Source organism: Cohnella xylanilytica, from assembly GCF_014212175.1.
Classification (GTDB): Bacteria; Bacillota; Bacilli; order Paenibacillales; family Paenibacillaceae; genus Cohnella; species Cohnella xylanilytica.
The window spans coordinates 26,217-51,963 of sequence record NZ_JACJVR010000020.1 but is presented as its reverse complement, the minus strand read 5'-3'; the positions used below and the strand labels follow the sequence as shown (position 1 = coordinate 51,963).

The 25,747-nt window shown below is 55.3% G+C and carries 23 protein-coding genes and 1 tRNA gene; 9 read left to right on the top strand and 15 right to left on the bottom strand.

The features are described 5' to 3' along the window. Positions 1–122: 122 nt before the first annotated feature. Entirely contained in the window at positions 123–932 is an 810-nt protein-coding gene (motA, locus tag H7B90_RS06545; RefSeq protein ID WP_185135060.1) for a flagellar motor stator protein MotA, read from the top strand. Between the two features lie 95 nt (positions 933–1,027). Here motA and H7B90_RS06540 read toward each other — a convergent pair whose 3' ends face one another. Continuing rightward, on the bottom strand, positions 1,028–1,624 hold the full coding sequence (locus H7B90_RS06540; protein ID WP_185135059.1) for a glucosaminidase domain-containing protein: 597 nt from the start codon (positions 1,622–1,624) through the stop codon (positions 1,028–1,030). A 425-nt stretch (positions 1,625–2,049) separates the two neighbouring features. On the opposite strand from H7B90_RS06540, the gene tadA reads away from it, so the two are divergent. Further along, the gene (tadA, locus tag H7B90_RS06535) at positions 2,050–2,508 is read left to right on the top strand and encodes a tRNA adenosine(34) deaminase TadA (RefSeq protein WP_373315988.1); all 459 of its coding nucleotides are present in this window, start codon (positions 2,050–2,052) and stop codon (positions 2,506–2,508) included. Here the strand turns inward: tadA and H7B90_RS06530 are convergent. Continuing rightward, the gene (locus tag H7B90_RS06530; RefSeq protein WP_185135057.1) at positions 2,470–2,709 is read right to left on the bottom strand and encodes an aspartyl-phosphate phosphatase Spo0E family protein; all 240 of its coding nucleotides are present in this window, start codon (positions 2,707–2,709) and stop codon (positions 2,470–2,472) included. The two genes, tadA and H7B90_RS06530, sit on opposite strands and share 39 nt — an antisense overlap. 221 nt (positions 2,710–2,930) lie before the next feature. Here H7B90_RS06530 and H7B90_RS06525 point away from each other — a divergent pair, with 221 nt between their 5' ends. From H7B90_RS06525 to H7B90_RS06510, 4 genes are all read left to right on the top strand, one after another. After that, positions 2,931–3,623, top strand: a complete 693-nt coding sequence (locus tag H7B90_RS06525; protein ID WP_185135056.1) for a response regulator transcription factor — start codon at positions 2,931–2,933, stop codon at positions 3,621–3,623. Next, the gene (locus H7B90_RS06520; protein WP_185135055.1) at positions 3,611–4,921 is read left to right on the top strand and encodes a sensor histidine kinase; all 1,311 of its coding nucleotides are present in this window, start codon (positions 3,611–3,613) and stop codon (positions 4,919–4,921) included. The genes H7B90_RS06525 and H7B90_RS06520 overlap by 13 nt, the downstream gene beginning before the upstream one ends. A gap of 74 nt (positions 4,922–4,995) precedes the next feature. Then, positions 4,996–5,685 (top strand): ABC transporter ATP-binding protein, encoded by a 690-nt coding sequence (locus H7B90_RS06515; protein ID WP_185135054.1) that lies wholly within the window; start codon positions 4,996–4,998, stop codon positions 5,683–5,685. After that, positions 5,682–8,267, top strand: coding sequence for an FtsX-like permease family protein (locus tag H7B90_RS06510; RefSeq protein WP_185135053.1), 2,586 nt, complete (start codon positions 5,682–5,684; stop codon positions 8,265–8,267). Before H7B90_RS06515 ends, H7B90_RS06510 begins: the two co-directional genes overlap by 4 nt. A gap of 210 nt (positions 8,268–8,477) precedes the next feature. On the opposite strand, the gene H7B90_RS06505 is transcribed toward H7B90_RS06510, so the two are convergent. Beyond that, positions 8,478–9,500, bottom strand: a complete 1,023-nt coding sequence (locus tag H7B90_RS06505; RefSeq protein ID WP_185135052.1) for a LacI family DNA-binding transcriptional regulator — start codon at positions 9,498–9,500, stop codon at positions 8,478–8,480. Between the two features lie 125 nt (positions 9,501–9,625). Here H7B90_RS06505 and H7B90_RS06500 point away from each other — a divergent pair. Beyond that, positions 9,626–9,702, top strand: a tRNA-Arg gene (locus H7B90_RS06500). 180 nt (positions 9,703–9,882) lie between these two features. Next, positions 9,883–10,209: a hypothetical protein gene (locus H7B90_RS06495; RefSeq protein WP_185135051.1), complete on the top strand. Its 327-nt coding sequence runs from the start codon at positions 9,883–9,885 to the stop codon at positions 10,207–10,209. Positions 10,210–10,272: 63 nt separating this feature from the next. On the opposite strand, the gene H7B90_RS06490 is transcribed toward H7B90_RS06495, so the two are convergent. From H7B90_RS06490 to H7B90_RS06460, 7 genes are all read right to left on the bottom strand, one after another. Beyond that, positions 10,273–11,682, bottom strand: a complete 1,410-nt coding sequence (locus tag H7B90_RS06490) for a hypothetical protein (protein ID WP_185135050.1) — start codon at positions 11,680–11,682, stop codon at positions 10,273–10,275. 1,652 nt (positions 11,683–13,334) lie between these two features. Then, positions 13,335–14,318: a DUF4238 domain-containing protein gene (locus H7B90_RS06485; RefSeq protein ID WP_185135049.1), complete on the bottom strand. Its 984-nt coding sequence runs from the start codon at positions 14,316–14,318 to the stop codon at positions 13,335–13,337. A 65-nt stretch (positions 14,319–14,383) separates the two neighbouring features. Further along, a complete protein-coding gene (locus H7B90_RS06480; RefSeq protein ID WP_185135048.1) occupies positions 14,384–14,827 on the bottom strand; it encodes a hypothetical protein in 444 nt (147 codons plus the stop codon). Between the two features lie 25 nt (positions 14,828–14,852). Further along, complete coding sequence (locus H7B90_RS06475; protein WP_185135047.1) at positions 14,853–15,668, bottom strand: hypothetical protein; 816 nt, start codon at positions 15,666–15,668, stop codon at positions 14,853–14,855. A gap of 86 nt (positions 15,669–15,754) precedes the next feature. Continuing rightward, positions 15,755–16,147, bottom strand: a complete 393-nt coding sequence (locus tag H7B90_RS06470; RefSeq protein WP_185135046.1) for a hypothetical protein — start codon at positions 16,145–16,147, stop codon at positions 15,755–15,757. Between the two features lie 48 nt (positions 16,148–16,195). Beyond that, positions 16,196–16,477: a hypothetical protein gene (locus tag H7B90_RS06465; protein ID WP_185135045.1), complete on the bottom strand. Its 282-nt coding sequence runs from the start codon at positions 16,475–16,477 to the stop codon at positions 16,196–16,198. 38 nt (positions 16,478–16,515) lie between these two features. After that, positions 16,516–17,604 (bottom strand): hypothetical protein, encoded by a 1,089-nt coding sequence (locus tag H7B90_RS06460; RefSeq protein WP_185135044.1) that lies wholly within the window; start codon positions 17,602–17,604, stop codon positions 16,516–16,518. 73 nt (positions 17,605–17,677) lie between these two features. On the opposite strand from H7B90_RS06460, the gene H7B90_RS06455 reads away from it, so the two are divergent. Beyond that, positions 17,678–18,409, top strand: a complete 732-nt coding sequence (locus tag H7B90_RS06455; protein WP_185135043.1) for a M48 family metallopeptidase — start codon at positions 17,678–17,680, stop codon at positions 18,407–18,409. Between the two features lies 1 nt (position 18,410). Here the strand turns inward: H7B90_RS06455 and H7B90_RS06450 are convergent, their stop codons facing one another. The 5 genes from H7B90_RS06450 to H7B90_RS06430 all read right to left on the bottom strand — a co-directional run bounded on the left by H7B90_RS06450 (position 18,411) and on the right by H7B90_RS06430 (position 25,291). Beyond that, a complete protein-coding gene (locus tag H7B90_RS06450) occupies positions 18,411–18,965 on the bottom strand; it encodes a DUF6438 domain-containing protein (protein ID WP_185135042.1) in 555 nt (184 codons plus the stop codon). After that, complete coding sequence (locus tag H7B90_RS06445; protein ID WP_185135041.1) at positions 18,962–21,898, bottom strand: type I restriction endonuclease subunit R; 2,937 nt, start codon at positions 21,896–21,898, stop codon at positions 18,962–18,964. Before H7B90_RS06445 ends, H7B90_RS06450 begins: the two co-directional genes overlap by 4 nt. Next, on the bottom strand, positions 21,895–23,220 hold the full coding sequence (locus H7B90_RS06440; RefSeq protein WP_185135040.1) for a restriction endonuclease subunit S: 1,326 nt from the start codon (positions 23,218–23,220) through the stop codon (positions 21,895–21,897). Before H7B90_RS06440 ends, H7B90_RS06445 begins: the two co-directional genes overlap by 4 nt. After that, on the bottom strand, positions 23,213–24,700 hold the full coding sequence (locus H7B90_RS06435) for a type I restriction-modification system subunit M (protein WP_185135039.1): 1,488 nt from the start codon (positions 24,698–24,700) through the stop codon (positions 23,213–23,215). Before H7B90_RS06435 ends, H7B90_RS06440 begins: the two co-directional genes overlap by 8 nt. A gap of 186 nt (positions 24,701–24,886) precedes the next feature. Next, on the bottom strand, positions 24,887–25,291 hold the full coding sequence (locus H7B90_RS06430) for a hypothetical protein (RefSeq protein WP_185135038.1): 405 nt from the start codon (positions 25,289–25,291) through the stop codon (positions 24,887–24,889). Between the last annotated feature and the right edge of the window lie 456 nt (positions 25,292–25,747).

Genomic DNA, 25,747 nt, shown 5'->3' with positions numbered 1-25,747 from the left:
TTGCGAAAAATACGGCCATCATCTCTAAACCTTTCGCTCGAACCTGTCGATAAAGCTAGTAATAGTGTCGGCGAACGTCCGTCCGGCCGCGCCAATCATTACTCTCAAGCTGGGGTGTACGAATGAAGAATTCAACGATTATCGGTCTAATATTGGGGTTTGCCGCCCTGGTTGTGGGTATGATCCTCAAAGGCGCCCCGCTCGTCTCCCTCATCAACAACCCGGCGGCCTACGTCATCATCCTCGTCGGCACGTGCGCTTCGGTGTTCATGGCGTTCCCGATGAGCGAGATCGCCAGGGTCCCGAAGCTGTTCAAGCTGATCTTCGTCGAGCAGAAGCTCATCTCCAAGAAGGAAGTCATCGCCCTGTTCATGGAATGGGCGTCCATCACCCGCCGCGAAGGCCTTCTCGCCCTCGAAGCGAGAGTCGAGGAGATCGAAGACCAGTTCCTCAAGAACGGAATGCGGATGATCATCGACGGCAACGACCAGGAGTTCGTGCGCGACGTTCTGCTCGAGGACATCTCGGCGACGGAAGAACGCCATAAGGCGGGAGCGCTCATCTTCTCCCAGGCCGGCATGTACGCTCCTACGCTCGGGGTTCTCGGCGCCGTTATCGGTCTGATCGCCGCCCTCGGCAACCTGGCCGAGATGGAGCTGCTCGCCCACGCGGTCGCCGCCGCGTTCGTCGCGACCCTGCTCGGTATCTTCACCGGGTACGTGCTGTGGCACCCGATCTCCAACAAGCTGAAGCGCTTGTCCAAGCGCGAAGTCGAGCTTCGGCTCATGATGGTCGAAGGGCTGCTGTCCATTCAATCCGGCGTCTCCACGACGGCCATCCAGCAGAAGCTCTCGGTATTCCTGACCCCGACCGAGCGCCTCGCGATGGCGGAGAAGGAAGAGACGGAACGGGACCAAGCCGCCACGGCCTAATGCGTGGTGAAGAAATTAACGTCCGCCCCGCCCCAGAACCGCAGGCGGAGCCCGATAACCGCAAGCCCGCCCTCTCCGGCGGGCTTGTTCTCGTTCTACGGCGCTTGTCTATTCCGTTCTTCGCGCCGCTTCCGTTCTCCTGCCCACTCCAGCAGATTGCGCCAGATCGCGACGATATCCTCGCCGTACTTCGCCCCCGGATAGGACCACTTGCCGTTCAGATCCTCCCAATGCGGCGCGGCCCCTCTCCACTGCTTCCTCGCGATCGTCCGCAGCCCCGCGTCCGTCTCCGGATCCGGCGCCGGCACGCCATCCGGGAACGGCTCCCGGCTCGCGAAGGCGAAGAGCTGCCGAATCTGCCGTTCGGCGAGAGCCTCCGACAGCGGCCCGTCTCTTCCCGGCAATCCCCACAGGTCCGTCGGCCGGGCTTCCCCGATCGGGCGAACGCGGCCGTCCGCCAGCGCCCGCGTCTCGTACAGCGCTTGGCAGAACGCCAAGTCGCCGCGCACTCCGTACCGTTCGCCGAGCCGAATGTACGCCTCGGCCAGCTGCGCCGCCGCGGGCTGGCGCCGCCGCGCCGCGAACCCCGCCAGTTCGCCCGCCGCGCACGCGGCCGCGCCCCGAATCGAAGTCTTGCCCGACGGCTCCGCGCCAGGACGCTCCCGGAACAAGCTCCTTACGTTCGGTCCCATCTCCCGGCTTCCCCTCCAGCACTCTCTCTTCGATAGGACGGACTCCCAAGTTGTCCACCCTCCTTCTTCATCTATATTCATCTTCCCTCGCACATTTGAACTTCATTTCCGCTCTGTTACAATGATTACGGAATATTCCGCTTGTCCGGGAGCGGCTCCTAGCATTCGACATTCCCGCCTGGAGGCGATCTCGGGACTTCCGCAGGGGAGCCGCGCCGGAATTGTGGATAACTCCTGGACAACCGGCAGATTTAAGCAATCGGCCCCTAATTAGGCCTTGAATTTGGAAGTTCCGGTTACTTATACCCACAGCTTATAATAAAATGTGCACAATTCTGTGGATAAACCGAAACTTGTCCACAGATTTGTACACAGCATGTTAACGACGAATGCACGTTCGCGGGAAAAAGAAAGGGGAATCCGTCGTGTCGGAAGATGAAGCATGGATGCAAGAAGCGATACGCCAGGCGAAGCTCGCCGAGCAGATCGGGGAAGTGCCGATCGGGGCGGTCGTCGTCCGGGACGGCGTCGTCGTCGGCGCCGGCTACAACGTGCGGGAGACGACCCGCGATCCGACCGCGCACGCGGAGATGGTCGCGATCCGCCAAGCCAGCGAGGCTCTCGGGGCCTGGCGCCTGCTGGGGTGCACGCTGTACGTGACGCTGGAGCCTTGCCCGATGTGCGCGGGAGCCATCCTGCAATCCCGGGTGGAGCGCGTCGTCTACGGGACGAGCGATCCGAAGGCCGGCTGCGTGGGCACGCTCATGGATCTATTGCAGGACCGGAGATTCAATCATGTGACCGAGTGGACTTCCGGGGTGCTTCGGGAGGAATGCGCCGCTTTGTTAACCGACTTTTTCCGGCGCTTGCGGGTCCGTAAATAGGGTTCCGGCCGCCGCGTCGCCTTCCCGTCCCTTTCTTCCGTGCTCGTTCATATGGTGCTTCTGCAGTTGCACGATCAAACGGTCCGCCTCCTCGCTGACTGCCACAATCTCGGGATCGGTCAGATTGCCCAGGACGTTCGCCATATCGTACAGCTTGTTCTGCAACAATTGGAGACGATGGATAAGAAGTTGGGTATCCATGTAGGTCTTCTGGCCGCTCCTTCCGAATAGGGTTTGTCATCCGAGCGTTAACATCCGTGATCTAATCCCATTATAGGATAAAAACATCGGGGATGATGTAGAACAGTGTCGAGGTAATTGGCGATATTTCCATCAATTTCCGACATCTCTGGTACCGTCGAACTATTACTACGGTCATTCCGCATACGCCTGATGCGGGTCGAAAAGGAGTCGAAGAACCGATGACGCCTCATTTATTGCTTGTCGAAGACGATGAAGCCCTGCACCGGGGCATCGAGTTCACCCTTCGCCAGGAAGGGTTCGAGGTCACCGGCGTCCGGCGGATCGCCGATGCCGAGGAAGCGCTGCGGCGGCGGCCGTTCGATCTGATCGTCCTGGACGTCCAGCTGCCGGACGGCAACGGGTTCGACTTCTGCGCCCGGCTGAGGCAGACGTCCGATACGCCCGTCGTCTTCCTGACCGCGAGCGACAGCGAGATCGACATCGTTCGCGGTCTGGACCTGGGCGGAGACGATTACATTACGAAGCCGTTCCGGCTGCGCGAGTTCCTGTCCCGGATCCAGGCGGTTCTTCGCCGCCACCTGGCCGCCCGTCCGGCCGCGGCCTCCCCCTCCGTGCTGCAGTCGGAAGACCTCGTCCTGCACATGGCCGAGATGCGGCTCGCGAAGCAGGGCCGCGACATCCCGCTCAGCGTGACCGAGTTCCGGCTGCTCGCCCTGTTGATGAGCCACCCGCGGGCGGTCCTGTCGAAGGACCAGATCCTGCAGCACCTGTGGCAGGACGGCGGCGAGTACCTGGACGACAACACGGTCGCGGTCAACATCCGCCGGCTGCGGGAGAAGATCGAGGACGTGCCGAACGATCCCCGGCTGATCACGACGGTGCGAGGAGCCGGATACCGATGGAACGGCTGAACGAAGGCCGGCGGAGGGCCGCCCGCCTGTGGCGCAATCCCGGCGTTCGCCGGCTGGCGCTGCTCGGTCTCGCCTCGCTGCTCGCGGCGCTCGCGCTCGCCTGGGCGTACGTGGCGTATGAGACCCACCGGCTCAAGCAGGATTGGCTGGACCGCGACGTCCGGCTGATCGGCGAGCTGGCCGCGGCCCATCCGGAGCTGGCGGACGAGCTGCCCGCCTTGTTCGCCTCCGGCGGCGCCGACGGCGACCCGGAAGCGCCGGCTCGGGGGCGCGAGCTGGCCGCGAAGTACGGGCTCGACGGCGATCTGGACAACGCCCTGCTGCCGGTCGTCTCCGCCTTCGAGTCGCGGGGCCGGGCCGTCCTGCTGGGCGGCATCGGCGTGTTCGCGCTGGCGCTTGCCGTCCTCGTCATCCTGGAGTTCAACCGCCCCTTCCGGGAGATCCGGAGATTGGCCCTCTCTCTGGAGAAGGCCGTCAAGATGAACCGGCCGATGGACTACCGCCTCTACGGCGAAGGCGAGCTCGGTCTCCTCGCGCACGGCGTGCAGGAGCTGTCGCTGCGGCTGCAGGAGACGATCTCCCAGCTGCACCGGGAGAAGGACTTCCTGAAGGAGACGGTCGCCGACATCTCCCACCAGCTCAAGACTCCTCTCGCCTCGCTGATGATCTACGTCGAGCTGCTGCAGGACGCGCGGACGAGCCCGTCCGACGCCCGCGAGTTCCTCGAGACGTGCCGCCGCGAGCTGGAGCGGATGGAATGGCTGACGCTGACGCTTCTGAAGATCGCGCGGCTGGAAGCCGACGCCCTGGAGCTCCATCCGGCCGTCTCGGCGCTGGCCGACACGGTCGAGCAGGCCGTGGACCCGCTGCGCAGGCTGGCCGATGAGCATGAAGTCCGCATCGTCGTCGAGGAACGGGAGCGGATCGTGTTCTCCCATGACGAGAGGTGGCTCGCGGAAGCGATCGGCAACCTGGTCAAGAACGCGATCGAGCACAGTCCGCCCGGCGGCACGGTCCGGATCCGTTCCGAGCAGACGCCGATCTTCGTCCGTCTGACGGTGAGCGACGAGGGAGAAGGGATCGAGGAGCGTCATCTCCCCCATATTTTCAAGAAATTCTACAGCGCCTCCTCGGGAGGAAGCGGCGTCGGCCTCGGGCTGCCGCTGGCCAAGTCGATCGTGGAACGGCACGAAGGCGTCCTGTCCGCTTCGCGGGGCGAGTCGGGCGGAACCCGCTTCGTCATCGCGATTCCGAACAGCCGGGCCTCCTACCGCCCTCCTTCCCTTACAGAACTGTAAGCTGAGGCCCCGTCCCTTGTAAGGTTGACGGTCTATACTTGCCCTATATCATACAGGGGAAGGATGAACAGGAAATGAACGTAATCGAAGCCTCCGGGTTGGGGAAGCGATACGGGCACGACAGCACGATGGTCGAAGCGTTGAAGGACGTCAGCTTCAGCGTTCCCCAAGGGGAGTTCGTGGCCATCGTCGGATCGAGCGGCTCCGGCAAGAGCACGCTGCTCCACCTGCTCGGCGGATTGGATCGCCCTACGTCGGGCACGGTGCATATCGACGGGGAGGATCTGTACGCACTGAAGGAGAAGGAGCGCGCCGTGTTCCGGCGGCGGAAGATCGGCTTCATCTTCCAATCGTTCAACCTGATCCCGGTGCTGAACGTCGAAGAGAACATTCAGCTGCCTCTTCTGCTCGACCATCGGCAGCCCGATAAAGTTTACATTAACGATCTGATCCGCACGCTGGGCCTCGACGAACGGCGCAACCACCTGCCGTCGGAGCTGTCCGGCGGCCAGCAGCAACGCGTCGCCATCGGCCGCGCCCTCGCGTACCGGCCCGCGATCGTGCTCGCGGACGAGCCGACGGGCAACCTCGACAGCGTCAACGGACGGGAGGTTCTGGAGCTGCTGAAGCTCGCGGTGCGGCAATACCATCAGACGGTCGTCGTCATCTCCCACGACATGAACGTCGCCGCGGAAGCCGACCGGGTGCTGCGCATGCAGGACGGCCGGCTGATCAGCGACACGCGCGGGGGGAACGGCGCATGAAGAGCTACGTCGCGCTATCCGGGCGGTATCTGAAGCAGCAGCGCAAGCGCTCCGTTCTGACGGTCATCGGCATCGTCCTGTCGGTGGCGCTCATCAGCGCGATCGGCACGATGGGCCAGAGCATGCTCGACAATATGCTCCGGCAGGCCATCTACGAGCAGGGCTCGTACCACTTCGCCTATCCTTCCGCGGACAAGAAGCTGTATGACGAGCTGAAGAACAACGTGCTCGTGAACGAAGTCGGCGTCTACAAGGAAGGTCCCGAGACGACGCTGGACGGAGCGTTCAAGCTGACGCTCGCCGAGGCTTCCCCGGAGCTGTTCCGGCTCGGCCCGATCCACCTGCAGGAAGGCCGGCTGCCGCAGAATCCGGACGAGCTGGCGGTGGAGCAGTGGATGCTGGCGCACCTGCCGGGCACTCCCAAGGTCGGGGACAAGACGGAGCTGACCGGCCCGGACGGCAACAAGCATACGTACGCGATCACCGGCGTCGTCATCAACTCCAGGTACGGCCAGCAAGAGGCCGAATCGACGGCGTATACGCTGCTGGGCGGCCAATCGGCCTCTACCGGGAAGCTCGCGCTGTTCGTCACGCTGAAGCCGGGCGTCGACATTAGCGACCATCTGGACCAATTCCGGAAAATGAGCGAAAACGCGTTCGCGCCCAACAACCGGGTGCTGACTTATATGGGCGAGTCGTCGAGCGACGACGTCAACCGCGTGCTCGGCATCATCTTCGGAACGCTGATCGGGCTGGTCGTTCTGTCCACCGCCGCGGTTATTTATAACATTTTCCACATCTCGGTTCTGGAACGCATTCGGCAGTTCGGCCTTCTTCGTACGCTGGGAGCGACGCCGTCGCAGATTCGGGCGCTCGTGTTCCGGGAGGCGACGACGCTGGCCGTCATCGGCATTCCGCTCGGGCTGCTCGTCGGGTGGGGAGCGCTGTGGGGCGTCATCCGGCTTATGCTGTCCGCGGGCTTCCAGGTTCTCCAGATGGAGGACTTCCAGCTGACGTGGCACGGCTGGATCATCGGCGGAAGCGTCCTGATCGGCCTGCTCTCGGTCTATCTCGCCGCTTGGCTGCCCGCGCGCAAGGCCGCTCGCGTCTCTCCCGTGGAAGCGGTCCGCGGGGCCGGCAGCATCGTACGGGAATCGATCCGGCGCGGCCGCATTCCTTCCCCGCTGCAGGGCTTCGGGGTAGGCGGCAAGATGGCGGCTAAGAACATTCGACGCAACCGCAGCAAGTTCCGGATCACGACGTTCTCGATTATTATCAGCGTCGCCCTGTTTATCGTGTTCCACTATTTTACCCAGGAGACGCTGACGCTGACGGCCGATACCAACGAAGAGAACCGGGTCGCCTTCTCGATCTACAAGAACTACAGCGCGCCGGAAGTAGGCGAGGACGGGAAGACGCAGCCCCCCAAGCCGAAGAACGACTTCTTGACCAAGGAGCAGATCGACCGGATCGCGGCCGCGCCGGGCGTCCAAGGCGTCTACGGCAACTACGATCCGCTGGGGGAAGTGTACGCCTGGATACCGGATTCCTTGTACAACAAGGACTACTTGAAGGTTACCCGGCAGGAATCGTCCGAGGTTCGGAAGCTCGACGGGGCCGATTATCGGACGGCCTACGCCTACGTGCGGAAGTACGACGAGGCCCGGCTGAAGGAAGCCGCCAAGTACCTGGTGTCGGGCACGGCGGATCCGGCGAAGCTGGAGGCGCAGAACGCGGTGCTTATCGTGGAAGCGATCAAGCCGCAGGATCCGCAGACCGGCAAGCGGACTCTGCTCGATCTCGTTCATTACAAGGTCGGGGACAAAATCAAGCTTGACCTGACGGGAACGAGCGGAGATCCGGAGAATGAGGCCGTGCCGGCGAAGTTCGGGGAAGTGACGGTCGGCGGCATCCTGTCGCAATCCCCGTTCGATGGGACCTACCTGGAGCACGATCTGGCCGTGATGGCCCCTGTCGCCGTGTTCGACAAGCTGGTCGAAGTGATGACCGCGGACGGCGGGTGGCAGAGCACGGAGATGACCGGAATCGACGTCGCCCTGAAGGACGGGGCCGACGCCGGAGCCGTGCGGCAAGTGCTGCAGGATACGGTGAACTCGCTGCCGAACGCCCGGCTCAGCGACTATGTCGCCGAGCAGAAGAACGAACGCCAGTTCATTCTGCAGATGCGGATCTTCGTCTATGGCTTCCTCGCGGTCATCGGGCTAATCGGCAGCCTCAACATCGTCAACACCGTGCAGACGAACCTGCTGCTGCGGCGCCGGGAGTTCGGGCTGCTGCAGGCGGTCGGCATGACGATGGGGCAGCTCAAGCGGATGGCCTCGCTGGAAGGCGCCTGGTACGGTGTGCTCGGAAGCTTCTGGGGCCTGCTGTTCGGAGCCGGGCTCAGCTACTTCCTGTTCGCCGAGCTGTCGAACCTGCAGGGGATGCCGTTCCGCTTCCCGTGGGGTGGGGCGCTTATCGCCTGCGGCGCCGCCTTGGCCGTCGGCCTTATCTCGGTGCAGGGCCCGCTGCGGCGCCTGTCGAAGATGAACCTGATCGAATCGTTGCGCGAAGAGACCTAGAGAGACAGAAAGAGGCAGAGAGAGGCAGAGAGAGGCAGAGAGAGAGATAGAGAGAGACGCGCATGGATTGGATGGCAGCGGAAAGCCGGACCCAAGGGTCCGGCTTGTCGTCGTTCAGTTGATGTAGAAAAAATAAGGGCCATGGCGTCCGTTACATTTCGGAAGGGGCCGGTTTTGCCGAATTAGCGGCGCTGGTGTCCGTTAACGCGTTTAGGACCGCCCTGCCGCGTCCTTGGCCGGTGCGCAGGAATCGCGGGACACCCATTCGGTCGGAAGGATGATCCTCTTGGACGGAACCTCGACGCCTCGGATGAGGTCGTCGAGCAGGGCGACCGCGCGGAAGCCGATCGCCTCCATGTCCTGGCGGACGGTCGTCAGGGCGGGCCTCACGCTGCGCGCCGCTTCGACGTCGTCGAAGCCGACGACCGAGAGGTCGTCCGGCACGGTCAAGCCTTGCTCCGCCGCGGCGGTCATCGCCCCGACGGCGCTGACGTCCGAGCAGCAGACGACCGCCGTCGGAGGCTCGGGCAGGGCGAGCAGCCGCTTCATCGATTCGTAGCCGCCCTCGCGCGTGAAGTCGCTGATCGCGATATATTCGGGAGGGTACGACAGGCCGTTCTCCTCCATTCCCTGGCGGAAGCCTTCGTACCGCAGATTGCCCGAATACGAGCCGGGAATGCCCGAGATGAACGCGATCCTGCGGTGGTTCAGTTCGGCCAGATGCCGGACCGCCTTGCGGATCGCTTCCTCGTTGTCGGACGAGATCATGCCGATATGCTCCCCGCTCATCTCCATGTCGATGAAGACCGCGGGCAGGCCCGAGTCGATCAGCTCGCTAAAGTCCATGTCCGCCTCCTGCAAGCCGAACACGAGCACGCCTTCCACGTTCCGGCTGCGGCAGTGCCGCACCAAGCTGTACTCCTGGCGGATCGTGGCCTGCGCGAGGTAGATCAGGTCGTAGCCCCTCGCCTTGAGCGCCTCGTCGATGCCGCCGAGCACGCTGCCGAAGAACGGGTGCGACAGCCCCGTCGTCAGGAAGACGCCTAGCGTCATCGAGCGCTGCCCGACGAGGGATCTCGCCGCCGCGTTCGGATGGTACTGCATCTCTTCCACGAGCCGCATGATCTTCTCGCGGGTCGCGGCGTTCACGGTCGTATAGCCGTTCAGCGCTTTGGATACCGTCGCGACCGACACTCCCGCGGCCTTGGCGATATCGCGTATATTCACCGGCATAAGCCAACCCGCCTTGCCTTCGCATTTTTGACAATCGCTATGTTAAAAATACCGTGATTCGGGCGGCTTGGCAATGCGTTGCCTTTGCGTTTGGCCGATTATTTGTTATAATGGAATCGCTTCGCGCGCCCGTAGCTCAGCAGGATAGAGCGACAGTTTCCTAAACTGCAGGTCGTACGTTCGAATCGTATCGGGCGCGCCAGTTTCTCTAAAGCCTTGTCCCATATGGGTTCGCAGATTATCCGTTCCAACTCTGTGCTGGTGAAAGACCGACAGTCTTGGGGGTAAAAAATGCGTGAACTGTAAGGATTAACTCGGACTGTTGGCCTGAATGGCAATGACAACCCTCCCGCACAATTTTTCGTGCAGGAGGGTTTTTGTTATGCAGGTCGATCCGCGAAGTGGGCGAAAAGTCATTCGAGGCACAAGAGGTGCCGCTGATCCTGTTGTGGATAAGGATCGAGCAACCTTACTGGATCAAGCGTTCCAGACCTTTTATGCATCCAAGAAGGCGGAAGGGATGCGGGAGAGGACGTTGGAGGAGTATATCTCGAACTGGAGATACTTCCGAGAATGGTTGGCACATGAGGTGACCGGGGTTCGATATATCCAACAAATATCTGCGGACACCATTCGGTCATATGTGAACAAGAAATCCGTCTATAATGCGCCCAAACCGTGCGTAATCGCCGATACTTGCGATTTTTGAACAAAACAGCAAATGACCTTCGACTCTTTTCAAGTCGAAGGACACCTCTGTGCCCGATCCGACTTACTTGCCCCCAACCCTCAAAACAAGGGCTCTGAAGCGCCCTTTCTTCTCTTGAGAAGGCTCCGAATAATCCTGCCACGCTATCGAGTAAGTCCCTTCGAGATGGATCGGTTCTTCCCGGTTATCCATCGTGCCTTTCCCTGCGTGTTCAGACCAGGCAAGGGTCCCCGAAGCGATCCGTCCCTCGTGAAGCAAGAAAGCCGTATCAACGCTTCGATGCTTGGTCGGCTTGTCCCAGTACAGATGCTCATTGGTGATCAGGATCGCATATCCAATGGTGCCGGGCCGACTGGCGACGATCTGCTCCAATTTCTCTACGTCCCGCCAATAGTCATATCTCGAAATGTCTTGCGCCGCTTGGTTTTTCAACGTGAACGTTTCACCTTGAACGTTGCACGTCAAAAGCGAAGTCTTATAACGTATCTCGATCGCAATATTATGCTCACCCTGCTTCTCCGCCCAAATGTCTGTCTTCAGCCCGCCACCCATTTCTCGATTCGTCGTGACTCGCCAACCTTGGGATTGTAGCAGGGCAGCGAGTGCATCTCGAAAATCAAATTGGGAGCGAAAAACAGGACGGAAAGAAGCAAGATCGGAGAGCATTCCCGCCGCACCGTTCGACCCCAAAGATGAACGAACTGGTGCGTGATTACCTTTGGATTCTGAAGGTATTGCCGGCAGTGGAACAACGTTCTTGACTCGTTCTACGCGTTCGACAGGCGAGACATTTACAAGCATGTACTGAAACTCGCCATACGGTGTCTCAATGCCGCTATAAGGCATCCAATTCACTTGATACTGTCCGGATAGCCGAATAGGCTCCTCGCGCCCTCTGGTCGTTCCTGCGCCGGCTTCTGTGCTCCATTTGAGTTCTCCCGTCAGGATCCGTCCTTGCGTCAATCGGAATTGTTCGTCTATTGTTTGTTTCCCTTCCCCACGGCTTGCAAAATAGTGCGGATCATTGGTGAGGAAGATCATGTAGCCCTCATGGAATTGCTCTCCGTCCACCACATGCTCAAGCCGTTCGATGTCGCAGAGCACGTCATACTTGCCGCAGTCTTGCGCACCATGATTGGCAAGCCAATATGATTCACCGTTTACAGTGGCCTCTAATCGGCGCGTCTTGTACTTGAGTTCGATAGCCGTTCTCTTATTCTCTGATTCAACGACAATATCCAGATAGATACGAGTAGCCTGCGGCCGATACTCCAAGCGAATTTTCGTCGACGGCTCTGCAAGATGCAACTGCCAGGCAAGCGCATGCTGAAAGTCGGCTTCGCTTGAGAAAATCGGTCGTTCCACTGATAAAACTTGTAGGACTCTCGATATGTCCATCATAATCCCCTTCTGGTTTCCGACATCCCTTGTTTTCTTCGACAACGCAACGGTTTTTCCTGTTACTGGTTTCAACTGAATCTCTTGATCTGAAGTTATGATGTAATTCCATGAAATGTCCGGAGCAATCTGGTGATACGTGTGTTCTTCGCTTCACATGTCCGGAAAAAACGGGCGACATGTCCGGTCGGATAGGGTTCTATGTCCCTTCCATATCCGGGCGACCGGACATATCCATTGAAAAAGCCTCCCACTTTTGTCTGAATATTCGTGCAGCATTCCGAAATACCGATATTGTTCCTCATCATGCCGAGTCGCCACCCGAAATTCCCGGACATTAGACGCGGCCTCACCAGATTCGACCGGACATATCGTCATGCTCGCCCCTTTTTTCCGGACATATTGAGCCCAGCCCTATGATCCAACCATGAAGTTTGTCTCTCGAGTTGATATCAATACTTGATATCAACAGATAATTTTCATATCAAGCATTGGCATCAGAAATTGAAATCAACTGCTGATAGATGTTTTTACCGGGAAGAATCAGAACCAAGCGGATCTATCAACTACACCGTGCGGCCTGCTTGGGATTGCTACGACTGAAGTACCCTGCGGGGACTGATGTGAGAAGAGCACAAACTTGGCTTGTATTGTTTCGGAGGGGATCTGCGTAAAAACTCGGGGGCATTCGAAAAGTCGTGGATAAGTCTAACCCTATCTATAATGTCCGGAAAAACGGGGTTGCCCGATCTTTATCAACTTTGATTGGCGGATATTATTGAATCACGATTACAGAGGATCATGCCCACGGTGTGCAAGGGACTATTCAAACGGAGGCATGAGGGTGAAAATTAGAGCCCAGGAAATACTGGGCTTGATTTCGAATACGCCCAAAAAGTCGAATCAGCCGCACTTCCTCGAAGGAAATGCGGCTGATTCCGTTCCGCGACGGAAGTCGTCCACGCGGAGACGTCGGTAACCACCTTTATTATAACGAAGGTATGTAGATCTCACCAATTCCAAGTTGGCATTATGTGATCAAGCATACCTTCACTTTACTTGAACATCGTTACAAACAATCCTACATGGAGATCGATCGTCGCAGGTAGTTTTTTTCTTCTCCCCACAATCATACTTCTCCTTCTATAGAAAAAACAAAAAAAGAAACGGGGCCCCGGGCCGGATTCATGAATGTGTACACTTTCCCGAAAAGATTCCTGTATGCCAAATCCCTTGTCCCACAAGGGATTTAAGCATTTCATACAGTTATACAGGAATCTCCTCACATATTAACCGGCAAAACTTTAGCCGCGCAAAGCGCGGGGCCGCCCTGGCGGCCGATTGGCATCGGTGGAGGAGAAGGAGGAGGAGGAGGAGTATTTTTACGAGAAGAGAGGACAAACAAGAAAGATTTCTGTATGACTGTATGACCGCGTAAAACCAACGATTTCAGATTTTGTTTTATGTATGGGGTTCCTGTATGAGATTTCTGTATGCAAATACTTTCCGTATTGCTTTCTCACTGTGTCCCCCATTGCCATCGATTCCAGGCCGACTTCTCGCGGTCCAGATTCACACAGCAAGCAATCACGAACGCCACTGAAATGCTGCGGGCTTCCCCTCGCAAAGCCAGAGTACTGACTTCACCCATGCTTAACAGCCGGGGGTCTTTCGCGACAATCACTTTGCGATTGTGCTTGTGGACGCGGTTTGCGGTCAGCAGTCAATCATGGCTTCTTCGAGCGATTGCGGTCTTCCGCAATTATACGCCGGAAGTCGCTTACATCGGCAACTTTGTTCTCACGAGAAAACCAAACAAAGTCTTCTTTCCTTGAGAAGATAAACCGCTCGCAATTCATACTGCTATAACTGTTCAGATAAGCCAGGTGGAGCCGGCTCTTGAGGACAATTCTCTTCGGCATGAAGGGTTGAAACCGGCCGAGCAGCAGCACGCGACTGGTGAGGGGAACAGTTACTTCCGTATCCAATCGTCCATGCCCGGGGGACGAGAAAAACCCCCGTTCCTTCTCTTCAAGCCAGTGAAGGCTGACCGGATGATCCGAACAGATGAAGTCGCCTAGCGTTTCGGGACTGTAGATGACCGACCAGTTCCTCGCCCCGAGCGGGTGAAGCACGGCGTCCATGGTATCGAGCACGTTTCGGACATGCGTATTGTTATCGAAGGAAACGGTGTAGCGCTCTTCGAACGCAAAGTCACGCAAATCCTGATACGAGACCTTCGGGACCTCCTGCCCGTCAGCCGCCATCCGTTGCCGTGTTCCTTCAAATCGTTCTTCCGTAGCCACGACTTCCTGCAGCGTTATTTTCGCGACCTGTTCCATAAAGTCAGCAAATATCCTGCGCCTTATCGGGGTACGGACTTCAAGAAGAGCGATGTAGTTCATCAAGAAATTGTAATCGTCACCGTCCGGCAGTTGAAGCGTCTCACAGAGCGTTCGCACAACGGGGGCCGTCTTATCTTCCAGATCGGCAAAGACATCTTCGATTGCGTCAGGCTGAACGTCGGGAAGGTCAACCGTGTATAAATTTCTTTCAAATCCAATCCGCTCCGGCTTGCTCTCAAACTGGCTGCCCGTTTCGGTGTTGAAAACGAAGAGCGGGCTTTCCCGATTGCCCTTCTTTGTGAAACCGGACAGATGAAAAACCGGAACGTAATGATGTCTACGCTTTTCGTTTTGTCCCCCGCTCACGCTTAATCCCCCCGACTTTTTCACTTTATTTCCGTTGGCGAAGTCTACAGTGTTTTAGTGCTCCCTTATCGTTCTACTTCCCGGATTATCGGCTCATCGGTTGAGATGACATCCACGATATGGTCTAGGCAGGACATGCCGTAATGTTTGAACGGCCCGGGATAGTCATCGGAAGCAATTGTGCCGGTACCGATGTAATCCAAATATCTCGACTTCGTATAAACGCGAAAGATTTTCCCCGTGAAAATCTCGTAATCGTCCCAGACCGTAAATGATTCGTTTCGGATCGAGTAATCGATATAATGCTCGAAGTCAATTTGAATGACAGGTGAATCAGCATCGATGTTGATCGAATAACTGTCCCCAAGATTCCTACCTCCGACCATGAGTGGTTCAGGAGTGTTACCCGCTTTGCTTCTGCTAAAGAACAACCGTAATGAATTCACCGACGGCTCCGTCAGGCCGAGAAAAAAGATATCGGTTATATCCATCAGATCTTCGTATCTCACAACGTTCCTCCCTTGGATAACGATATCAATAAGTGCCCAGTCGCCACCGGTTCCACGCAGGCTTCTCGCGGTCCGGATCCACACAGCAATCAATCACGGTATCCTCTTCGACCATGTATGATTCCGGCTCCTCGCTCCCATGAATAAACTGCTGGATCCACCGGCGGCTCGATTGTATGCCATTACCGTTTGCAAACAAGCGATGCACCGGGGCATTAGGTTGCACCACATCAACCGTATAAACGCCCATTCGCTTATTGCCGGTAATTATGAAGTATGGCTCGTCCAATCTCGCCTTTCGTCCGCTAATCACCTGCTTCGGCATTCGCGAGGCTGGCCGCGGCGACTCCAGTTCCGCGATGACCTCACAGAACTGCTCAATCAGCCACTTCTCTGTTCCTCTCGCTGGCAGCCTGCGTAGCGCTTCGCCCACCTGTTTCCAGGTGACTTCGATTTCCCGCGCGTTTGGCGATAGTTTCACACGGTGTGCCGCAAACTGTGCAGCGTTCAGCGTGCCAGTAACCTTGAACTCAAATAGAAGCGTAAAATTCTCACCTACAATCCATGCGTCGGGAATCGAGCCAGGATTCGGGGCCGTATCCTCTGTTTCCTTCCGGGGGAAAGGGGCGACGCCGACAATAACCTCGAACGGTTTCGTTTCGGCTGGCGGGTGCTCGGCAAACAGCAGGAAGCGAACATCGCCGTAATCCAGTTCCGCGGCGCCCGGGATCAGTTGCTCCAAAAACGGCCAAAGCAGGGCCGCTTCGTTCATGGCGAGCAGGCTCATGAGGATATTGGTGCAATGATTTTCGCGTTGCTTATAGTGGTTGAAAAGATTCATGCGAGTTTATCTCTCCGTTATCAGAGATACCCGAACCCCTCGCGAAATGTAAGTAAAGTCGTGTGAGGTTCTCTACGTCTCTCGTATTATTTGCAAACTTTTTCCTCTTCCTTCGCCAACTGTTGGATTCGGGCCATCACCTTGAGCAGGCTCGCCGGCCCCTCGGCTATGACAAAGGAATTCACCTCGGTTACACCATTGACTGAACAGGTGAGCGTATCCGTCCAACCGTCGCAGACCATACCGGCATCCAGACGGGGATCCGGTTCTTGCTCCCACGGGCGGGAGAGAATGACCTTCGCGAGGTTCTGGAAGACCCGTTGGGAAGCGACCCAGCGATTGCCGTTCGGTAAAGCAAATGGCAAGTCTTCCCCATCACATTGATACTCGACTGTACCATCCGGGAGAAAACGCAACTTGTAGTACCCAAACGGATAGCCGGCGAAGAACTCCGTTTGAATCCATTCGACGTAGGACAATTTCATCCCCCCATCCAATTCAACGCATAATCTTCCAATGGAACACCCTCAACTTCGAAGTAAAACCCTCGCCTTGTCTCGTGCAGCCGGGTCAACACGCGGAGAATTGGCTATAACCTTTAACGCTTCACGTTGAAGCCCGCTCTCCGCAATTCTGCGGGCCGCTTGAATGCACATTCTGATGCCGCCCTCGTCTTTTCCGGTCTGTCTCATCTGCTCTCTAACCGGTCTGTCGTTAAACCCTGGCTTGTCCCAGAGTTCAAAGTAAGTGACGTATACCTTCTTTCCGCACATCTTCAACTCAAAGTCCAGGTCTGCTGTTCCCGACATCTCTTCAAACTCCTTTGGGAGACATGTAATTCCCAAGATCACTGCATTACATTCCAAGGGATCAACTCAATCAGAGTCTTCACCCCTGACGTGCCGAATGGATAAATATTTTCTCTCCGAATGGATGATAGATTCACATATCCAATCGGATCCAGTTCCTCGGGCCAATGATCTCCGGGACGCTTGTACATAAACAACCTGCAGCCATCCGTTGTAATGATCCGGGTGCAGTTTGGAAGCGGCAATTTATCGATATAGTTCTTGGCTTGCACATAAGCAGGCTCAAGGGCTGACCCGCTGCCTTTGCATTCGCATATCATCACACAGTTCTGATAGTCTTTCTCCGAGGATGGCGGACGGTTGAAGAAAGCAATATCTGTCCGGTTCCATTCGATCGGCATGAGTTGCTCTGACCATCCGAGGCCAAGCATGAGAGGGGCAATCATATGAGCCACAATTTCATGCTCCGACGGTCGTTTCCGATCGGCTTGTTTCTCATACCACTTTGATAAACGCCGTATCCGCTCCATCGTCTGAACCACTCGTTCGACCGAGTCATTCGCCAAACCGGCTGCGAATAATTCCTCGCCCAGTTCCCGAGAGGATAATTCTTTCGAATCCACAGTTGGGAGAGGCCTCAATGAACGTTTTGGAAAAGAGACCCCCTGAAGTAACTTACTGATACGATCCTCATGAACCATCGTGATCGTTCTTTGCTGCTTGTAATTGGCAAAGAGTGGTTTCAACGCGGTTTGTTCCGAGTCCAAGTGATTGATCAAACCGGTCTCCCACTGAACCCGTCTACAATGCTGTGAATCCCAACCAAGTACGTCGCCAAAAGCGTCGGACCAAAAGTATTGGTCGTCCGGGTGATCAGGAATTCGACCGATGGCTAGGACACGTTTTCCGGTTCGAAGTAACACGTAATCTCCTGTTTTAGGTTCTGAACAAAAATTTGCAATCTGCTGTACCATTTCTTTTGATACATTGTTTGCGTAATAGCGATCCTTGTTCTCGCCAATTGGACCAAAACTGCCAGGGCTCATGAACATGATGTCATGTTCCAAAAACACCTTCGAATAGTCGCGGGCCCCATCACCTGCCGCAATTTGCCATATTCTCAACATGCCCACCGCCCTTATGATCGTAACGTATAAATGGTATAATAGATCAAACAAACGTTCCCCTGAAGGAGGAGCCATGCCCTTCTTTACATACGGCAACTCAACATTTGATTACGACCTCATCACGACCGAAGCAGCCGACGACGTGAAGATCTCGGTCGAGTGGATGGAAGGCATCACCGTAACTGCACCGATCCATGTTACACCGGAACAGTTGACGCCTGTTCTACGCAAGAAGGCGCCTTGGATCATTAAGAAGTGGAGCGAATTGAACGAAATCGCCAGCCCTCCTGTCCCGAAGGAGTTCGTAAGCGGCGAGAAGTTCCCGTATATCGGGCGCCAGTATCGGTTGAAAGTGCTTACAGGGCGCGATATAGAGCAACCGGACTTTACTTTCCGTCAGAACGCCTTCATTGCCACGATACCGCAACACTGGGACAAGCAAACTCGCCGCAAATGGCTGCGAAATGCTTTCCAGGAGTGGTACATTTCATTCGGATCGGTGAAACTGAAGGAACGGCTGATCCGTTTCGCCAAATTGCTCGGCGTCCAGCCAACAGGGCTTACGCTGAAAGAACAAAAAATGCGCTGGGGCTCCTGCACGAAAACCGGCGATATCTTGATCAACTGGCGGCTCGTGATGGCCCCTGCGCGGGTCATCGACTATGTACTTGTCCATGAACTGGCTCATATGAAAGTCCCCGACCATTCCGCCGACTTCTGGCGACTGGTTCGAGGGATATTGCCGGATTACGAGGAACGTAAAGAGTGGCTGCGGGTGAACGGACCGACGTTGACGCTGGAATAGGTCACTTTCGCCTCTTGGTTGTGCCCCCGCCCAGTACAAGCCGCTGAAACTGTTCGACCGGCAAGCGGTACTGACCAATCCCACTTTCCTCGATGATGTATGCTCGAAGTCTTCCAGCGCGAACGGCCTCAACGATAGCGGTCTCCGATACACCCAGGAAAGATGCTACTACGGCGACAGTGCGTGTTTGCTCTATATCGTGTTCCCGGCTGACGCTGTATACCAATCTCTGGATCCAGCGAACCACACGCTGAAGGGCTTCCGGCCCCTCGCCGATGTCGCAAGAAATTGTACGTTTCTGGCCGTTCTCAAGGATGGTCAGCCGCACGCTTGGAATGTCTGTCACGTTCGCCTCGTAGCGGTCATTCCAAGCCTGATACGGGGCATGCTGCAGTACGGTGGATAAGTCTTCATACTCCCGAGGAGGTAAAGGAACCATCCTGCCGCCGGGGAAAAGACTTGAGTCATTCAAAAAGATCCCGCGCGGCATCAACCGTGCCTCCAAATAACCGCCCGCCTGCGCTCCATAATAAACCAATTGGACTTCCTCGATCATTTCCGGAAATGAACCTCCGCCAACTTCACGATCTCCCCAGGGAGCCATTCCACCTTTTCGCGATCGCATCGACTGATCCGCAGTTTCTTCTTCAGGCGGGAGCGCATTTCACGTTTCACGTCTTCTTTCTGCGTCCACTCGATGACGAAGAGATTATCGATCTCGGCAAGTAGCGTGCGGGTCAGTTCCTTGATGTCGTCATTGTTCTCGTACTCGGACCACATCTCTTGCTTGATCAACTGGTAGAACGGATACTCGTGAGGCTCGAAGCCTTCGTCCTCGATCGTCTTCGAGCGGTTACGGAGTTCGTCGATCAACTTTTGCAGTTGCTCGGCTTTCTCCTTGTCATCGATACGGCGCTGCTTGTAGTTCGCCAGAATCTGCTCCAGACGTTCGCGAAGCGACGTGTAGTAGACGGGGTTCTCCTGCAGTTTTACCCGAATCTCGTGCTTGATGGCGTGCTCCATCTCGGACGCCTTGGCTTCGTCGGATTGGGCCTCGTCCAGTTTCTTTTTGAATTTGCTGGAGAGGATGTCCACCGGGTCATGCAAGATCTCGATCTTCTGGGCGATGAGGTGTTCCTTGATCAGTTGCTTGACCTTCTCGCCGCAGTCGGAAATGTCCATTTCGGGGTCGCGGAACCGCTGCTTGGCATATTGGCGCACTTTCCCCAGGAATTTGAGATCTTCTCGATACGGAATCGCCGCGGGATTGGGCATCACCATGTCCATGCTCTCCGCGAATTTCTTGAAGGCGACATCGAACTCATTGCGTACGTCCTCGGGCTCCAGCACTTTCATGCAGGCTTCGATATCATCCTTGCGGATATAATCGAAGAAGCGCATTGCCGACCGATGCCGGGTCTGCAGCCGCGGCAGTTCGCTATCAATCGGCTTGAGGGCGCCCTGAACGTCCGTATCGGTGAAGATCGACAGCGCTTGTTTCAGGAAGCCGGACACGCCGTAGTAATCGATAATGAGGCCGTACGATTTGCCGTCATACGTCCGGTTGGTTCGCGCTATCGCCTGGAGCAGATTGTGCTCTTTGAGCGGCTTGTCCAGGTACATCGCCTGAAGGATCGGCGCGTCAAATCCAGTGAGCAGCATGTCAACGCAGATAAGAAACGCCAGTTTGTCTTCTTTGAGCGGCTTCTTGAACCGTTCAATGTATAACTTTTGCTGCTCCTTGGACAAATGGTATTTTTTCATCCGGTCCTCATCATCGTTACCGCCCGAGAAGATAATGACCGACTCCGGGCCATTCAGTTCATCCAGAATCTCTTTATAAAGTACCGCCGCTTCCCGGTTGATGGCAACGATTTGTGCCTTGAAGCCGTTCGGCGCGATGTGGGTCTCGTAATGGTCAATGATATCCATACAGATCTTGCGAATCCGCTGCGGCGCCCCGGTGATTGCTTCTTCGGTCGCGTAACGCTTCTTGATTCGTTCCCGGTCATCTTCGGAGTATTCCTGGAACATGCGGTCGAACAGTTTGTCCAGCGACTCGCCCTGTACGTGCATGTCCGTCAGCCGGCCTTGGTAGAAGATCGGCACCGTTGCCCCGTCATCTACGGCCTGCTGAATCGTGTACTTGTCGATGTAAGGCCCGAACGTCGCGACCGTGGACTTATCTTCCTTGTCGATCGGCGTACCGGTGAAGGCCAAGAAACAGGCATTGGGAAGCGCCGCCCGCATGTTCGCGGCAAGACCCCCATAATTTGTGCGGTGCGATTCATCAACGAGTGCATAGATGTTGTGCGCCTCATTAAGCACCCTGGAACCGCTCTCGTCCACATACTCCTCGAACTTCTGGATCGTCGTCATGATCGTGCGGCCCGATCCGGCTTGAAGCAGTTCCCGAAGTTCCTTGACCGTCTTCGCCTGTTGCGGGTTGGGAAAGCCGCAGCGAAGGAATGTCTTCGAGATCTGCGTATCAAGGTCCGTCCGGTCGGTTACGACGATGATCGTCGGATTCTCCAGTTGCTCGATGCGGCGCAGTTTAACCGATAGATAAACCATCGTGATCGACTTGCCCGAGCCCTGCGTTGCCCAGACGACACCCCCGCGTTCTCGGGGAGTCTTGGCCGAGAGAATGCGGTCAATTGCCTTGTTCGTCGCCCGGAACTGCTGGTAACGCGCCAACTTCTTGATCGTCCGGCCGCCTTCCGGCTCATATACGACGAAGTTTCGCAGCAGGTCCAGTAAGTTGGCTTTGCTGAACATACCTGCAACGAGCACATCCTGTCTTGTAGGGGATTCGCCGACGTCGGCGATCTTCAACGGATAAGGATCCTTCCACTCCCCAAAGTGCCGCGACCGGGCCCCAATCGTCGCGTACTGGGACTGTTCGTTGCAGGTCGCAATGACGCAGAGGTTATAGTGAAAGAGCCGCTCTGCCTGTTCCCAATAACGGATCAGTTGCTTGATCGCCTGCGCCTGTGGGTTCGTGATCGTCGGGCTCTTGCACTCGATCACCGCCAAGGGAATACCATTTACGAATACAACAATATCCGGGATGATCGTCCCGGTCGGCGTATTTACTCTGAACTGGTTGGTGACAACGAACTCGTTGCTCGTCGGATCGTCGAAGTCGATGATTTTAACGGTCTGGTTCTTCTTACCCTTCCCGAGATCCTGCTGGACAGAGAGGTAGTTGACGACCTTATCATGGAACTGCTCGTTGGCTTCCATGAGACTCGCGGCTTCCAAGTGTGTTACCTCACGCAATACTTTGCGTAGGTTGTTCTCGTCCAGCCATGGATTGAGCCGCTGGAGGGCAGCCCGCAGGCGGTCCTCCAAAATGACTTCACGCTGGCTCTCGCGTTCCTTGTCCAGTTCCGAGGCGGGCACATAGGCGAACCCAAGCCCGACTAACTGCTCGATCAATCGCTCTTCAACCGGGCTCTCGTACGCCCAGTCCAATCGTTCGGTCATGTTTTCACCACCTCGGCCTCTTCTTTGACTTTCACCCGGACTTTGCCGGTGAGAAGGACTTGCATGAGGGCATTCTTTGAACGAAGCAATTTATCATACTTATCTCTTTCAACCCTAAGTTTCGAGTCAACAGACCCCAAAATTTCAGCGATTTTCTTCTGTTCCTGTAAGGACGGGATCCCAAATGGGAGTTTTGCAAACTCACTGTTCTTGATGAATGGTTGGTCAGAGCCAACAAATGTTATTTCAAGTTGCTTGAGAAATTGTGGGCTTTGTAAGTACAGAAAGATATATTCCGGGTGGTACTTCGTAGTATCGAATACCAACTTACCAATTCTTTGATACAGTATTGAAGGTACATGTTTATTTTTTATAATGGCTATTTTGAGTTTACCGTTTGTAATTGGTCTATTTAATGCCATTATTATGTCATTTTCTTTGAGAAGAAACTTTTGATATTCGGTTGCGAACGGTGTGGGAAGATATATAAAATCGTCCTCAAGCATCTCGCCATACCCGATATTATTAATTCTTACAAGAGGGATTCCTTTCTCCACGTAATCACTTGCCTGAAACCCGTAGCCTGAGACAATCTTTATAAAACCATGATTTATTTTCCACTCCTCCGGTATCTCCCCGATATCCGTCTGCTGGAACCGCGTATGCCCGATTCCTTTCGTGAGCAGCCGCTGCATGAGCCCCTTCTTCACTTTCTCGGTCTGCTCGATGATCGCCTCTGTTTTCTCGATGGCTTCATCAACGGACGAGAGGATGGATGCGATTTTACGCTGTTCGGAGAGGGGAGGGACCAACACATTTATTTTTTTTATATTTGCTTTTGAAATACCGTACACAGTTGCTCCGGTAGCAATTCGAATAAATTGATTCCTCACAAAAGGAGGAGAAAGAAAGTACCTCTTAAAATTGAGATCAAGTTCTTTACTGCTTCCTTTGGCAATAATAGTGTGTAGTCCCGAGACAAAAGTTTCGCCGCTCTTATTTTCAATTACAACACTTTTCCCTATACCGTCATAGTCTTCCGATGCATCTGCAAATACAAGGTCCCCATCATGTAGAAGAGCATTTTCTTTCACTTCTTCGATTGATATATCGACTCTTGGCAACCAAGCAGAATCTTTGGCAACATCAAATTTCCCATTTCCTCTTTTATGAATGTCGCCGTAGTGCAAGTAAAGGAATCCGCTATCTCCTAACGCAGACCGTGAAAACGGCATCCCCCCATAAAACTCAAACAAATTCCCCAGGCTTTCTACCTTCCACTCATTTGGGATTTCAACTTTACCTCGATCATCCTTACTCACCAAAACCCAACTCCCTCAAGTATCCGTTCATTACCGCCTCTACCTCTTCGCGTTCCTTCTCCAACCGCCGCAGTTCGGAAAGCGCCTCGGCCACATCGATTTGCTCCTCTTCTTCGGCCGTATCAACATAACGGGCAATGTTCAGGTTGAAGTCGTTATCGCGGATCTCCTTCAGATCCACGACCCGGGCATACTTCTCCACGTCCTGCCATGCATCATAAGTCGCTTCGATCTTCTCTATGTCCTGATCTCGCAGCGTGTTCTGATTTTTACCTTCCTGATATTCTCGGGAAGCATCAATAAACAGAACCTTGCCTGCCTTGGCCGGATCATTCTTCTTGTCGCGATTGATGATGACAATACAAGCCGGAATGCCCGTGCCATAAAAGAGGTTGGACGGCAAGCCGACAATCGCTTCAATCAGATCCTCATCGAGAATCTCTTTGCGGATCGCGCCTTCTGCCCCGCCACGGAAAAGCACACCGTGGGGCATCACGACGCCGGCCTTGCCCTTGTGGTTGAGCGAAGCGATCATATGCTGGACGAATGCCAGATCACCTTTGTCCTTTGGGGGAATTCCAAAGCGAAAACGTCCGTAGCCGTCGGTCTCTGCTTCTTCGCGGCCCCAGTTGGCGAGCGAAAACGGCGGATTGGCGATAACGCGGTCGTAGAGCATCAGTTCGCCGTCTTCGACCAGTTTCGGGTCGCGAATCGTATCGCCGCGCTCGATGCGGTGGTCGCTCAATCCGTGCAAGAGCAAGTTCATCTTCGAAATCGACCAGGTGTTAAGGTTCTTCTCTTGCCCATGAAGAGTGAGGTTGCGCGGATTGCCACCCTTGGACTTGATGTAGTCAACCACTTGGACAAGCATACCGGCGCTGCCGCATGTCGGATCCATAACACGCATGCCTTCTTCAGGCTTGATAAGGTGAACGATCAGTTTCACCATTTGCGTGGGCGTGTAGAATTCGCCGCCCTTCTTGCCAGCGTCGTCCGCGAACATCTTGATCAAGTATTCATAGGCCCGGCCAAGCATGTCCGGCTCGGACAGTTCTTCATTGCCCAATCGTAACGAATCGAAATGCTGCACCAATTTCACAATCGTTGCATCGGACAACCGCCCCTTGTCGTTGAAGTCGATGGGGGTCAATACCCCTTCAAGGGAACTGTTCTCTTCTTCAAGCGCCTCGAACGCCTTGTTAATCGCATCCCCGACGTCTACGGTAATCTTCTTGAGACTTTCCCAACGCGCCCGTTCGGGTACGAAGAACTGGTGCTCGTCTCGATCCGTCCAACCGTAGTCCTCGCCTTCTTCACGCTGAATCATTTCGGCTTTCTCCACAAACACGTCATTGAGCCGCTTGAGGAAAAGCATGCCGAAGATGTACTGCTTATAATCACTACTATCAATAGAACCGCGCAGGATATCCGCGGCTGCCCATAAATGCGATTCGAGTTGCTGCTGCGTCAGTTTTGCCATAAGGACCTCCAAGTATGGTATTGATTTGATCATAACGTCAGCACGCGACAACACCTCGTCAGCAAACGGATGTTCGCAACGCGCTGTTTCACTTTCCCATCCTTTCAAATTCTACGGAATCCGACAAAAGTCCTGCTATGGCGGCATGATTCCATAACTGCCCGAATAAATAGTGCAGCCGCGGCATCAACCGCGGCTCTGTAAGTCCTTGTACCGACGAAGGTAGAAGTGCCACCTGGAGGCATCACTTTCTGCCTCGGGGGTCTGTACGGTGGCGTAGACTTCCTCAAATTCACTTTGGTACTTATCTCTTAGTGCTTGAATCTCGATTTCGAGGAGCGCCTTCTCATCGTCATCTGCAAAGGATCGGCCTGATTCCGAATACTGCCTCACCAACTCCAAAAGGGAGATGACGCTTCCGTCTTGCAATCGAAAAGCCGTATTTGCGGGCATCACATTGCACGTTTCACGCTGAACGCCGAGAAACCGCCCCTCATGGATCCATTGTTGGATTGCTGTGGTCGAAACATCGAGTGCCTCGGCAACTTCATCGAGTGAAAATACACGCGAATTCTGAACTTCTTCCTCCACAATCTAACCCTCCCGGTCGTTACGAACTTGCAAAAACGAGCGCTATACAGTCACCGAAATATTTTCCCACTTCGGAAAGAGTATAAATCGTTGCCAAACTAAATCACCTCACAAGGAAATCATACCATGCGCCGAGTCGATAGTGAAGGATTTCACAATGTCTGGTTATTCGGGAATTGTTCCGATATTCAATCCGCTCATACAGAAAACACATTCAGGAATCTCATACAGTAAACAATCCCGAAAAGCCTTGCGGCACAAGGCCATACAGTCATACAGAAAACTCTCCAAGTTGCTTATCCCCTGCAATATTCTTCTCCTCCTTCTCCATCCTATCTGTCACTTGCGACTTATCCGGCGACTCACGCCGGCCAAGACTTTTTGCCAGTTTTAGATGTGAAGAGTTTTCTGTATAACCTGTATGGAACCTGTAATCCCTTGTCCCGCAAGGGATTA

Excerpts from the sequence above, each read along its gene's own strand:
- motA (WP_185135060.1), top strand. The coding sequence starts at position 123 with ATGAAGAATTCAACGATTATCGGTCTAATATTGGGGTTTGCCGCCCTG.
- H7B90_RS06540 (WP_185135059.1), bottom strand. The coding sequence starts at position 1,624 with ATGGGACCGAACGTAAGGAGCTTGTTCCGGGAGCGTCCTGGCGCGGAG.
- H7B90_RS06530 (WP_185135057.1), bottom strand. The coding sequence starts at position 2,709 with ATGGATACCCAACTTCTTATCCATCGTCTCCAATTGTTGCAGAACAAG.
- H7B90_RS06525 (WP_185135056.1), top strand. The coding sequence starts at position 2,931 with ATGACGCCTCATTTATTGCTTGTCGAAGACGATGAAGCCCTGCACCGG.
- H7B90_RS06520 (WP_185135055.1), top strand. The coding sequence starts at position 3,611 with ATGGAACGGCTGAACGAAGGCCGGCGGAGGGCCGCCCGCCTGTGGCGC.
- H7B90_RS06515 (WP_185135054.1), top strand. The coding sequence starts at position 4,996 with ATGAACGTAATCGAAGCCTCCGGGTTGGGGAAGCGATACGGGCACGAC.
- H7B90_RS06510 (WP_185135053.1), top strand. The coding sequence starts at position 5,682 with ATGAAGAGCTACGTCGCGCTATCCGGGCGGTATCTGAAGCAGCAGCGC.
- H7B90_RS06505 (WP_185135052.1), bottom strand. The coding sequence starts at position 9,500 with ATGCCGGTGAATATACGCGATATCGCCAAGGCCGCGGGAGTGTCGGTC.
- H7B90_RS06495 (WP_185135051.1), top strand. The coding sequence starts at position 9,883 with ATGCAGGTCGATCCGCGAAGTGGGCGAAAAGTCATTCGAGGCACAAGA.
- H7B90_RS06475 (WP_185135047.1), bottom strand. The coding sequence starts at position 15,668 with ATGAATCTTTTCAACCACTATAAGCAACGCGAAAATCATTGCACCAAT.
- H7B90_RS06465 (WP_185135045.1), bottom strand. The coding sequence starts at position 16,477 with ATGTCGGGAACAGCAGACCTGGACTTTGAGTTGAAGATGTGCGGAAAG.
- H7B90_RS06460 (WP_185135044.1), bottom strand. The coding sequence starts at position 17,604 with ATGTTGAGAATATGGCAAATTGCGGCAGGTGATGGGGCCCGCGACTAT.
- H7B90_RS06455 (WP_185135043.1), top strand. The coding sequence starts at position 17,678 with ATGCCCTTCTTTACATACGGCAACTCAACATTTGATTACGACCTCATC.
- H7B90_RS06450 (WP_185135042.1), bottom strand. The coding sequence starts at position 18,965 with ATGATCGAGGAAGTCCAATTGGTTTATTATGGAGCGCAGGCGGGCGGT.
- H7B90_RS06445 (WP_185135041.1), bottom strand. The coding sequence starts at position 21,898 with ATGACCGAACGATTGGACTGGGCGTACGAGAGCCCGGTTGAAGAGCGA.
- H7B90_RS06435 (WP_185135039.1), bottom strand. The coding sequence starts at position 24,700 with ATGGCAAAACTGACGCAGCAGCAACTCGAATCGCATTTATGGGCAGCC.